The sequence below is a fragment of the Actinokineospora sp. UV203 genome (assembly GCF_056323665.1).
Genome location: NZ_CM150484.1, coordinates 6230597 through 6242988, shown reverse-complemented (window position 1 = coordinate 6242988; position 12392 = coordinate 6230597). Strand labels below are relative to the sequence as shown.

Below are 12392 nucleotides of genomic sequence, written 5' to 3'. Positions count from 1 at the left end.
GGCAGGGCGAGTCCTCTCTCGGCAAGTAGGCCGATAGGCCGTGAGTGCCGAAGTACTCGCGACGCGAAGGGGCTCGACCCTCGTATGGGTCGAGCCCCTCGTCTCACGGAATCTGCCAACTACAACGGTTACCCGTCCGGGTCAGGAAGCGGTCAATGTTCCCGGCATACCTGCTCAGCCTGCGACCCGTTCGGACCTTGAGTAACGACGAAGCTGACTGGCTGGCCTTCCACAAACTCCACGTATCCACTGGCCTCGACCGAAGTGTGGTGGAAGAAGAGGTCGTCGCCGCCCGACCGGGGCGTGATCATCCCGAATCCCTTGTCGTCGTTGTACACCTTCACGGTGCCTGTCTGCCTGTCGGACATGCTTCTCCACGGTGTCAAATACGTGGCAGCGGGGTGCTGCCCACGAAGTCGACCATGTGACCGTGGCCTTGGTCATCAGCTGAACAGGTGACGCGGTCGGGCCTCTGGTGCCGGCCTCGGACCGGTGTGGCGAAATCACCGGAGTTTCGTACACGCCGCGAGGTGCTATGCCTAACCGGTGGGCCTGCGGCTGCGGCGAGGTGTCACCCCCAGGGGTGGTGGTGCGTGAGCCACGGCGGCCACGTGGCGCGTTGGCGCTGGTCACCGGCTCGGCCGGGGTGGCGGGCTCGGTCTCGGCCGAATCGTTTCATGGTCATCCGGTCATGACCGCGTATGCACACGCGGCACGGCGTCCTTGGAGATCAGCAACTACACCGCACCGTTCGACCGCTTCCGTCCATTCACTCCGCGCAGGCCGCCGAGTCAGCGCCGCCCCGCAGAAGACGGTAATCGCACCTGACCTGTCGGAGATTCAGGTGTGTCTAGCGGTTCTGCTCGCAGGTGGTGGCAGAGGTTGATCCACGAACGGAACCCGTGGCGCTCATGAGGCGACTCGGCGCAGGCCGTAAGGTCCGCGCCCAGTCCTCACGCTGGCTTTGTTCGCGGCCTGCCTCGCGTTGGGCCTCTGCTGGCCACCGCGCTGCTCCGAGATCTACTGTCGCGCTGCGCGCTACCGTCATGGAGAACCTACAACTGCACCGGACCCGGATGGGCGCGTAGCGCCCGCGAAATCGTCCCCCCGGTACCGGTAGGGCTCGACCTTCACCCGCTGTCCTCGGTCCGGGGCGGCCACCATCAAACCTCCACCAAGGTAGAGTCCGACGTGGTGGATCTTGGTGTTCGGGTTGCCGTAGAAGACGAGATCGCCGGGCAACAGCGGTTGCCCGGCGGGGACGCGCGGCCCGGCGTGGAACTGAGTGTGCGCCGTGCGAGGCAAGGAGACTCCGGCCGCAGCATAGGCGGCCTTGGTCAACCCGCTGCAGTCGAATCCGCCGTCCTCGTCCCCGTTTCCGCCCCACACATACGGGAGTCCTCGCTGTCCGCACGCGTAGTTGATCGCGGCGGCGGCGACGGGGTTGGGGGCGGCGATGGCGTTGCAGTCCCCGGTGCCGACCACGACCGTCGTCGTGGTCGTGCAGCCCGCGCCCCCGACCGCGCCGACGATCAGCCGCGCCGCCGATTCGTGCTGGGCGTAGGCGTCCGGGAAGCCTGAACGTTGCACGGCCTGCGCGGCGTCGGTCACGCTCATCGACTGCCAGCCGGGCACTTTCAAGGAGGTGTTGGTAGAACTGGGCGGCGGCGTAGGCGGGGGTCATGATCTGCCCTGGTGTGCCCCAACCCTGGCTCGGGCGTTGTTGGAACAGGCCGAGGCTGTCGCGGTCGCCGTGGTCGAGGTTGCGCAGCGTGGACTCTTGTATCGCGGCGGCGATCGCCACCACCTGGCCTTGCTCGAGGACGCCCATCTGTTTGCCGATCACGACGATGACGGCGGCGTTGGCGAGTTGGTCGGCCCCGTAGCCGGCCACCCCGGTGTCGCTGGTGAGGGTGCAGTCGACGATGCTGGTGCCCTCGCCGAGCACCGCCGAGACCGCCCCCGAGACGGCGTGGCCGATCAGGACAGGGATGGCCAGGATCACGGCGAGCAGCGCCGCCCCGATTTTCAGGATCACCTCCTCTCCCTGTGTTCGGGCCGCGCGAGGTGGCCGGCGGTCGGGTGACTTCGGGCGGCATGGGCGGCGGCGCGGGGGCCATCAGCAGGGGCGCGTCCGGCACCCGCACCGACTCGCCGTCGAGGTCAGAGTCGGTGGTGGGTGGCGGCAGGTGCGGCCAGGCGTCGAGCAGCCGGTGCAACTGGCAGCGGGAGCCGGTCCCGGTGGCCCGGTGCAGCGGCAGCCAGACCTCGGCCGGGCTTGGATGCGCGGTCTCGGGGTTGAGCAGGTCGGCCGCCGCGGTGGCGACTGGCACCGTGCTCGGGTCGTCGAGCTCGCGCCAGGCCCGGTGCAGCACCGTGCGGGCGGTGGCCTCGCGCCTGGCGGTGGGTAGCCAGACCAGCAGCGGTGTGGTGATGCCGGTGGCGGCGGTGAGGGCGGCGTAGCCGGTGAGTTTTGCGGCGAGCTTGCCCAGGACTTCGGTGCCGAAGTCGTATTCGAGGAAGAACTCGACCTCGGTGCCCTGGGTGGTCCAGCGGCCGTAGGCGTCGGGTCGGGTCAGGTCGCCGAAATGGCGGGCGCAGCGGGTCTCCGACCACCACACGACCAACCTGGCGCCCGTGGCCGTGTCGTGGCGGGCGTGGTCGATCAGCGCGGTGAACCACTCGGCCACACCGACGGTGTGCGCGAGCCGCAGGGAGTGCGCGACACCGAAGGCGCGGTCGTGGCGGTAGCCCAGTTCCTTGGCGTCGAGGCCGTCCTCGGCGGCCAGCACCGCGGCCCCCGCGGGGGCGAGGACGTAGTGCATCGGCGCCGTGCCGAGCGTGACGTGGGGTTGGAACCGGTCGACGACTCCCCACAAGTACAGCTCCCGCAGCCGCTGCCGCCCGGACCGGAACGACGGGAAGGCCATAGCGGTGATCTGGTGGGCGGTGAGCACGCGGTGCTCGTGCAGCATCCGGATGATCCACCGGTCTCGCGGGGTCAGCCGCCAGGCAAGCACCGCTTGGTGATCAGCGGTGTTCGCCGCACGCGGGGTGGGCCGGGTGGCCTTGTGACCTCGCAGCGATCGCTGTCGAGTGGGATTGGTGATCATGGGCGGGCCTCCGGTCTTGTGAAGATGCGAATTGCGTTGATGGAAATTGGGATTAACGAAGCGATCGTTGCTTGATCGTGTTGGCGATCAAGAACTTCTTGGCGGCGATGTCGCCGTCGTGGCGACTTGGCTGATGACACGTCGCTAACCGAAGGGGCGCTTGACATCCACCCGGTTCGCGAGCGTAGATCGGGTTGTCATCCAGGTATCGCACCCCTCGTTCAGGCTGCGCTCGTAGGCCATGTCGGTGGAGGTTGAGAATGAAGGCCAAGCGTGTGTGGAAAAGTGGGGATCTGGAGCCGTACCCGTGGCCCGCGTTGCGGGATGGCAATGGGTCCAGGTGGATGTCGTGCCCGGCGGGTTGGCATCCCGAGAAATCGGAGGTCATCGCCGGTACCTGCGTCGGTTGGGCTACGTTGATGAAGTTTCATGGCCCGCTGACTGAGGACTAGCCGCCCGCGATCGCTGATCACGCGACCGACCAAATGGGGAATGGTCGCCGGTGTGGTCCGTGGAAATGGTGCGTGTCACAAAGCCACCTCTTCTTCTCGGTTGTGCGGCAAGGGATTTCGGCCTGTCGTCCGGGTCAGGGGTGGCGGCGTGGGTCGGTGTTGCGCGCGGTGGGTCGGTTTCGGTGTTTCCCGGTCACTGGCTGGGCCGTGCCGGGTTGCTGTGTGGGTCGGGCCTGTGGCCTGGTGGTCGGCGTGGCGGTGCCGGGCCGGTTGCGCAGGGCGCGGCGGGCGATGCGGCGGACCTCCCTGGCACGGCCGGGGATCGCGCGTGGGAGAGGTTGGGTGCGCATGGTGAAGGGCTGTGCTTCTTCCCCGCCCAGGACGAGGCGGGCGGCGGCGTGGTAGACGCCGAGGTGGGCGAGGTCGTGGTCGGTGAGCCGGGGCGCGGTGTGGCGGGACAGTTCGCGGGCGTCCTCTGGGGAGGCGTTGAAGAAGATCTTGCTGCGGGCGTTGGTGCTCAAGCCTTCCCTCAACTCGCGGGGCAACTGGCCTAGGTGCTGATGCGCCAGGGTCATCCCGACCCGGAACCCGCGCGCCTCGGCGAGCATGTCCTCGATCGGATAGGGGAGGTTGAGGAAGTTGTGGCATTCGTCGATCACGAGGCTCGCGTCGCGGCGCCTGCGTTGCGGGATGCGGGCGCGGCCGGTCGTGGCTTGCCACGTCCGGGCCACCACAAGGGAGCCGACCAGTCGGGTGGTTTCCTCGCCGAGGGAGCCTTTGGGGATGCGGACGAGGCAGATGCCGCCGTCGAGCACGCTTGGCATGTCCACTGTGGAATATCCGCCCGCGATCGCGTCGCGCACGAACGGACGCAGCAGAAAGGCCCGGAGCTTGTTCATCAGTGGGCTGATGACTTGGCTGCGGGCCGAGTCGGTGAGTTCCTCATACCAGGACCAGAACCCGCGCAAGACCGGGTCGGTGACCCCGGCGGTGACCCGCGACCGGAACGCCTGATCCGCCAACAGTTTCGGTAGATCCGCGAGGGTGGCGACACCTTCCTGGGTGCGCAGGGTGAGGCACGCGGCGCGCATCACGTCGTCGGTGCGCGGCCCCCAAAAGGCGGAGTAGACACGGCGGAACACCGAGACGAGGTTGTCGACGGTGAGGTCGGTTTCCCCACCGTCGAGGGGGTTGAGGCACGGTGGCCGGGATTTCGCGTCGGCGTCGAAGAGCACCACCCGGTCCCCGGCGGATTTCGGGAGGCGGGACAGGATGTCGGTGACGAGGTCGCCCTTGGGGTCGATGAGCACGATCCCGCGCCCCTGCTCGGCGTCGGCCAGGATCATGTTGCCCAGCAGGGTGGACTTGCCCGAGCCGGTGGCGCCGATGACGTGCAGGTGATGCCGCGCGTCTGGGACGCGCAGGGCCACGGGGCGTTGGTGGCCGGTGTCGGTGACGCCGAGAGGCTTCGCCTGTTGGCCGGGGGTGGCGATACCGGGTGGTGGGGCGATCGCGCGGGCCCCGGCGCGCTGGACACCGGGAATCGCCTCGTCGACCGGCAGATGCGCGATCGCGGCCAACTCACCCACGGAGAGCAGGTCCCCAGCGCGGAGGCGGCGGTCGGCGAGCACGGTCCCAATGTCGCGGCCGGGATGGCGCAGGCGTCGGCGGGTGTAGTGGTTGTGCTCGGTGAAACTCGCGAATGACGCGGCGAGGGCGTGTGCCCGGCCGCGGGCGACCTCGCGCGCCGTACGGATCTCGCCCTTGGCCGCATCGGCGGGCAGGACGGTGGCGACGGCGTAGCGGATCACCGTCTCGAACTGCGACCCGCGCTGTTTGCTCACGATGGCACGGTTCTGCGCGGCATACTCCAGCGAGGTTTGCGGGTCGCTGTGCAACGTCCCCGACTTGGTCCGGCCCCCAGTGTGGCTGCTGGTCGTCATGCCGGGGGTGACGATGTCCAGGAGGCGGCTGATCAGGCGGGTCGAGCCGCCGGTGTGTACCCGCCGCGCGGACCGGCGGGCCTTGCCGACGCGGTGGCCGGTGACCGGGCGGGCCAGGATCTGCACGCAGGCGTACTCGTCGCGGCCCAACCCAACGGGTGCGCCGATCAGGGCGCGCAAGGGGTCGGCGTCGAAATCGGTGCGGATCGGCAGCGCCTCGCTGCGGGCCAGCCGCAGCTCGCCACCGATGACCAGCCGCCGCTGGGCCTGGCAGGGGGCCGGCAGGGGCGGGTGGGCGGGGCTGGTGACGCGGGTGTGCGAGCCCGGCCACGCGGCCTCCACCGCCCGCTCCACCAGGCCGGGCGGGATCACGCCGGGCACCCACAGCCGGATCGCGACCCCGTGCTCGGAGAACTGGTATTCGCACGCCACGTGGGGTTGCCCGGTGAACCACCGCCGCCAGGTGGGCCGTAGCAAGCCCACGAGGTTGCCCCACAGCGCGGCGCCGCCCGCGGGGTCGACGGTGGGCGGGGCGAGCACGGTGACCTGACGGGCGTGGGCGAGCAGCCGGGCGTGGCAGCGCCGCAGCCACCAACGGCGGCCGAGCACCAACCCCGCGACACCCACCACGAGCAGCGGCGCGGCAACCGGTCCCCACGCGAACGCCCACTCGCGCAGATGTTCCAGCAAGGCGAGCGCGGCGCCGCCGGGATCGCGCAGGTAGTCGCCCAGCCACCCCTCGCCTAGCCCGCCCGATCGGGTCCCGGTGGGCGTGATGGGCGGGGCCGGGTGGCCGACGGCAGCCGGTATCCAGGAACGCATAGCAGCCTCTCTCACGAACGCAGCCGAACAAAGACTCGAGGAAACGGGTGTGGTGTCAGGCGGCGTCGAGTTCGATCTGGCCGTCGGAGTCGAACGAACCGAACTCGTCCGCCCCGGCCATCTCGTGTTCGCCGGCGACACCAAGGTCCATATAGGACTGCTCGATGGTGTTGGTGTCGTCGATGTGGCCGTCGGCGGCGTATCCGGCGAGCTCGGCTGGGTTGCTCGTAACCAGGTAGTGCTCGGTGGGCGAGGCCAGACTCTGGAATGCCACTCTCTGCGTTCCGGCCGAGAGCAGGCCCTGTCCTCGGTCGGCCGAGAGGAGGAATTGCCGTTCCCCCGCGGACAGATCGAAGGTCTGGGTGATGTCGTCGATGGCTTGGGATGCCTGCCGCAACAGGACTTGAGTGGCGGCGTTGGCGATGACGGCTTTGCCGAGTTCGCTGCCTAGCACGTCGGCGGTGTCCTGCGTCGCGACCGTGAGCCCGGCCCAGTGTTTCCGGGCTGCTTTCGCCATGCGGAACAAGAACTCCGCCCCGGTCTTCTCGCGCATCAGCAGCCACGCCTCGTCCACGACCACCAGACGGGGGCGGCGGATCGCCGGATTGCTGACCCGCCGCCACACCGCGTCGAGGACGAGCAGGGTGCCGATCGGTTTCAGCTCGTCGGGCAAGTCCCGCAACGAGAACACTGTCAGGTGCCCTTCGGGATTGGTGGTGGTCTGCCCGTCGAAGAGTTGCTTGAACGCGCCCTCCACGAAGGGGTGCAGCCGGGCGGCGAGTTCGGCGGCGGCCCGGTCCCCGGCCTGCCCGGCGGTGGCGAGCTGGTCGCGCAACCCGCGCAAGGTCGGTGCGGGGCGGGTCCAGGTGCGGGGGTCGGCGGTGATGCCCACGGCCTGGTAGGTGGCGGCGATGCCCCGGTCCAGGGCGGCCCGCTGCGCGGCTTCCAACTCGTCGCCGACGAGCACGCCGATCACCGTGTGCAGGAACAGGCTGCGCCGGATCAGGGCGTCTTTCGGGGCGGTGCGGTGCCCGTCGGCGCGGGTGTGGATGGGCAGGTCGAACGGGTTGAGCCGCACCCCGGCGGCGCCGAGGTGGACGTAGGTGCCGCCGACGGCAGCGGCGAGGCGGGCGTACTCGTCCTCCGGGTCGACCACGGCGATCTCGATCCCCCGGTACAGCGACCGCAGGAGTTCGAGCTTGACCAGGTAGGACTTGCCGGAGCCGGAGCGGCCGAGGATCACCGAGTTGTGGTTGTGCATCCCCGCCCCGAACCGATCCCAATGCACCAAGCCTTGGGAGCCGACGTTGTAGCCGTAGAGCACCCCGGACGGTGCGGCCACGCTGGTGGGGTCGGCGGCCGGGAGATCGGGGCTGGTGAACGGGAACGCCGCGCTGAGCGCGGAGGTGTCGAACGTCTTTCTCATCCCGATCAAGTCCAGACCCATCGGCAGGGTCGACACCCACCCCTGCAGGGTGCGGTAGGTGGTGTGTTTCGCGTCCAGCAACAGGCTCGCGCACAGGGACCGCAGGGCGGCCACCTCATCGGCGAGCGCCCGTTCGGACACGGCGTGGATGGTGAGGTACAGGCCGACTCGGTAGAGCTTGCCCTCGCCGCGCGCGACGCGGCTGGACAGGTCATAGGCGTCCTCGGTGGCGGCCTCGACCTGCGGGTCGTGCAGACGACCGTGCTCGGCGGTGTGCCGGCGCCCGGACTCCAGCTTGGCGAGTTGCTTGCGCAACCGTGCGGCTGCGGTGGCGGGGTCGATCGGCTCGACATGCAGCGAGACATCCAGGCGGCCCGGGTAGGTGAGCAGCGGCGTCATCCAGCCGGGGTGCACCTCACGGGGGAAACCCGTGATCCCGAAGCTGGCGACCCACTCGCCGCCGACCTCCAGCTGCCTGGCTCCGACCGACAACGAGTCCGGGGTGAACGCGGCGGCCCCCTGCACCGGGCTGTCGCTGTGGGTGGTGCCGCGTGGAGCGGCCTGCCGCGGGCGGCGCTTGCCGCGTCCGGTGCGTGCTCGGGTGGCCATCAGAACCGCCTCCGTCCCTGGTCGGCACCGACATCGTCGGCGTCGTCCTCGTAGTCGTCCTCGTCGTGGTCGTCGTAGTCCCAGTCGCCGTCCTCCTCTTGGTCGATATTCGGAGATCCCTCCACGTCGCTGGACCACTCGTCGGCGTAGGAGTCCGATTGCTGCCCGCCAGGGCTGGTGATGATCTCGTCGGCCCCGGCCATGTCGGATGAGGGCGGCAGCAGGGTGTCGGGGTTGCACGCCGAGGCAAGCACGGCGGTGGCCTGCCCGGCGGTGAGCGGGGTAATCACGATCCCGGCCGGGCCGAGTAGCTCGATCGCTTCACCGAGGCGGCGGACCAGCCGCGACTCGGCCGCCCGCCGCGCCGCCGCGCTCGCCGCGTTGTTCTCCGCGCTCGCCTTGCGGTGCCTGCCGCGGGCCAGCGAGGTCAGCACGGCGAGTGGGCCGGGGCCGCCGAGCCCGTCGGTCGCCGCAGCGTCGGTGCCGAGGGGTTCGCGCAGGACGAGCAGGACTTGGCGGCGCAGCAGGTCGGTCTGCTCGCCGAGTTGGGTCAGGTAGTCGGCGTGCTCCACTGCCGCGGCCTCCAGGGCGGGGTGCGGTAGCCCGCCTGCCCGTGCCCGAAGTTCGCTGATCTGACCGGATAGGTCCAATCTGTGGGCGCGGATGAGGATCTGCACGGGTGCGGAGAGGCTGTGCAGGTAGCGGCCGAAGCTCGCGACGAGTCCTTCTTGTTCCTGGGCGGTGCGTAGCGCGAAGTTGACGGTGCTGGCGACGGCGATGACCGCGAGGCCGTCGGTGCCGAGGTCGACGACGCCGGTGTCGGTGACTGCCCGCGCGGGCAGGCGCAGCGCCGAGGGTGAGATCTGCTCGCTCCCCGGCGCCGTGCCGGCGTTGCGGCGGTGGCCGCGGCGGGTGGACGTGGCCTTGCCGTCGCCCGTCGTGCTCGCGGCGGTGGTGAGCCATTCGGGAGCGGGCCGTACGCCTTCGGGGGCGGCGACCCGATGGCGAGGTCCCATGCGCTGGCGGATCGCGGCGATCAGCAGCCGGTCCATGCTGATGCCATCGCGCTGCCCGAGCGCGAGGATCGTGGCGGCGGCCCCGACCGGGACGGCGAGCGCGAGGAACACCGGGATCGGCACCACCGCGCGGGTCGCGGTCCAGGTGGCATAGAGCACCAGGCCGGTGGTCGCGAGGATCGCGAGTTGGCGGGCGGTGAGCGGGCCGAGGACACGATCGGCCATGTCGACGTCGGCCGGGATGCGGACAGGCGAAGTCACGGTGTGCCTCCAGACGTGGGCGGTTTCGGTGTGGCGGAGCGCTTGGGCAGGTCCAGCGGCAGGCGGAGCTGGCGTCCCGCGCGTGGCGCGGCCCGAGTCGCCGGAGCCGGTGACGCGGCATCCGGGGGCGGCGGCGCCTCGGGTGTCGGGGGCGCGGTGCGGCGCACGCCCTCCAGCGGCAACGGGTATTGCCCGGCCCGGTTGGTCCGGTTGCCCTTGTAGAGATCGAAGGGCAGCTCCATCTGCGTGCCCCGCGTGCGCTGCGTCGGCGCCGCGGGCGGCGTGGGCGGGCTTGCCGGGCGTGGTGTGCGGCGGACGTTGAGCGGCAGCGGGTACTGCCCGGACCGGGTGGCGCGGTTGCCCTTGTATGGGTCGAACTGGAACTGCAGTTGCTGCCCGTCTCGTGACCGGTCGCGTCGCGGACCTGTCTCGGGCTGGGTGGGCGGCGGGGTGGGTGTGACGCGGTGGACGTCGAGGGGCAGCCGGTACTGGCCGTCCCGCCCGAGGACGGGTTTGTTATCCGGCCAGTCGTCCCCGAGCGGCAACGCCAGCTGCGTGCCGCGCGGCGCGGACTTCGTGGGCTGGGGCCACTGGCGTCGTTTAGGTACGTGTTTCACGTGCCGCGGTGGTTGTGGTTTGCCGCGCTTGAGCCCCTGAAGCGGCAGCATGTACTGCCCGTCGGCGGTCGCCCGTGTCGTGGCGTACGGGTCGACCGCCCGCCCGCCGCCCTTGCCACCGGACCGCCGCGGCTTACCACCGCCGCCGCAGCCTCCGAGTAGGCCGAAGGTCTTGTAGGCGATGAAGCCGCGCACAACTGAACCCACCAGCGAGCGGCCACCGCCGCCGCGCACCGACGCCAGGATCCAGAACGGGATCTTGAACAGGATGTACATCAACGCCAGCGCGACGAGCAGGTTGACCAACCCGGAGGTCGTGGATCCGAACAGGGCGACCCCACCACCGGGTGTCAACAGGACCTTCATCGCCGTGATCAAAGTCAGGCTCTGGCACACCTGAATCGCCAGACACCCGCCGAACGCCTTCCACCACCACTTCGCGATGCCCTCGGTGTGCGGGAGCGCGTGGAACATCAGCGCGATCGGTGCCCCGGCGATCAGCACGATCGTCACGGCCACCCGCACGATGTAGGTGATCAACAAGACGACGAGCATCCCTGCCAGGACGATGCCAAGAAGGATGATGAACACCCCGCCGGAGAGCGAGTTCGTGACGAGTTCCTTGATCGTCGTGCTCGCGGAGTCGGCGTTGACGCCGCCGCCCATCACCGCGCCGGACAAGGCGTTGGCGATCGCGATGGCCTTGCTCGCCGCCCACAGGGACAGGGCTCCGGTCAGGAATCCGACCACCAGGCGGGGCGCGATCTCTTTGACACTGTGGCAGGTTTGCAGGGTCTGGTAGCCCATGAGCAGGATCCCGGCGATCAGGACCAGCATCGCGTAGCAGGTGAGCAGGATCTGCCAGGAGTTGTTCCACAACTCCCCGATGCGCGGCATCGCCTCCGGTGCCGGGGTGGTGAGCAGCGTCTTGGACAACAAGTCCAGCAACGGGTTCAGCGCGGCGGTGACGATCCCGCGGAAGAAGTCGTTGATGGCGTTGGTGATGCAGCCGCCGATCGCGGTGATCCCGCACTCTTCCCGGCCCTCCCCGCCGTGGCCGGGTTGGCTCGTGCCGGGGTTGGGCGGCGGCGGTGCGGTGGTGGGTTGCGGGATGCACCCCTCCCCCGCACACGGGGGAGGGGCAGGCGGTGACACCGGGTTGGCCGGGGCGCAACCCACCTGCGGGATCGGCGACCCCGTCGCGCACGGCGGCACGCTCGTCGGAATGGGAAGGGGAAGCCCGGGCGGTGTCGGGCGCGGGGTCACTGTCGGCATCGAGCACATCGGGCTCGGCGAGCCCGGCTCACACCCAGGGGCGACCGTCGGTATCGGCGGCGGCGGGGGCTGCACTGCGGCGGGAAGACGACCAGGCGCGGCAGCCGCTGTCACGTCGGCATTGACGGCGAGGATGCCGCCGAGCAGAACCACGAGGCTCACCGTCACCAGTGCGAGCGCGCGACCTCGCGTCACGCGCAACAGCCACCCCGCCCGACGGCCCAGCCGCCGGTGCGGGCGAGTGCCTGTGCGGCGGGCGTGGGCGCAGGGGGGTTCGAGCGGCACCCGGTGGCCTGTGGATCGGATCTGGGCGGGTGCGTCGGAGCTCAGGTCGCGGACGGTCGCAGTGGCCGATGCCTGGCGCCGGGTGGGCGTGGTCGGTGCTGGTCGGGGCGTCATCGCTCAGGCCCCCACGATGGTCTTGAGGGCGGTGACGAGGATCGGGGCGAGCGCGGCCAGCCCGTAGCCCATCGCGGCGGCCTTGAAGCACTCCTTCGACTTCTCCTGCTCGCCCGGATCACCCGCGCCCACGACCCGGCGAATCCCACCGATGGTCAGGAACACCGTCGCCAAACCGGCCAGGATGCCCATCAGCCAGTTGCGGATGTTGATGAACAGCTCATCAAGGGTGTTCACCAGGGCCAGCACGTGCGTGTTTTCCGCGTGCGCCACCGGCACCACCGCGGCGGCGAACAACACCACGGCGAGCATCACGGCGGTGCGCAGCGCGGTGCTGCGCACGGTCGCGGCGTGCGCCTGCACGGTCGGCTGAGACCGACGGAACCGAACTCGGTGCGCGAGCGCACCAGGCGCACGGCGCGAGGTGACCGGGCCGCGGCGTGGACGGTTCTCGCCAAC

General features: G+C 70.1%; 6 protein-coding genes and 2 pseudogenes. All 8 read right to left on the bottom strand.

Annotated features, from left to right (window positions below; all coding sequences use genetic code 11):
• Positions 1-152: 152 nt before the first annotated feature.
• Complete coding sequence (locus ACUZ2Y_RS30135; RefSeq protein WP_476325246.1) at positions 153-368, bottom strand: cold-shock protein; 216 nt, start codon at positions 366-368, stop codon at positions 153-155.
• 676 nt (positions 369-1044) lie between these two features.
• Positions 1045-2038: pseudogene (locus tag ACUZ2Y_RS30130) on the bottom strand (C40 family peptidase).
• A gap of 4 nt (positions 2039-2042) precedes the next feature.
• Positions 2043-3113, bottom strand: a pseudogene (locus tag ACUZ2Y_RS30125) (replication-relaxation family protein); the annotation flags it as partial.
• Positions 3114-3699: 586 nt separating this feature from the next.
• Entirely contained in the window at positions 3700-6330 is a 2631-nt protein-coding gene (locus tag ACUZ2Y_RS30120) for a type IV secretory system conjugative DNA transfer family protein (RefSeq protein ID WP_476332139.1), read from the bottom strand.
• Between the two features lie 55 nt (positions 6331-6385).
• The gene (locus ACUZ2Y_RS30115; RefSeq protein ID WP_476325244.1) at positions 6386-8365 is read right to left on the bottom strand and encodes a VirB4 family type IV secretion system protein; all 1980 of its coding nucleotides are present in this window, start codon (positions 8363-8365) and stop codon (positions 6386-6388) included.
• Entirely contained in the window at positions 8365-9642 is a 1278-nt protein-coding gene (locus tag ACUZ2Y_RS30110) for a PrgI family protein (RefSeq protein WP_476325242.1), read from the bottom strand. The genes ACUZ2Y_RS30115 and ACUZ2Y_RS30110 overlap by 1 nt, the downstream gene beginning before the upstream one ends.
• Positions 9639-11729, bottom strand: a complete 2091-nt coding sequence (locus tag ACUZ2Y_RS30105) for a TrbL/VirB6 family protein (RefSeq protein ID WP_476325240.1) — start codon at positions 11727-11729, stop codon at positions 9639-9641. The genes ACUZ2Y_RS30110 and ACUZ2Y_RS30105 overlap by 4 nt, the downstream gene beginning before the upstream one ends.
• Before the next feature lie 207 nt (positions 11730-11936).
• Positions 11937-12296, bottom strand: coding sequence for a pilin (locus ACUZ2Y_RS30100; protein ID WP_476325238.1), 360 nt, complete (start codon positions 12294-12296; stop codon positions 11937-11939).
• Positions 12297-12392: the final 96 nt, after the last annotated feature.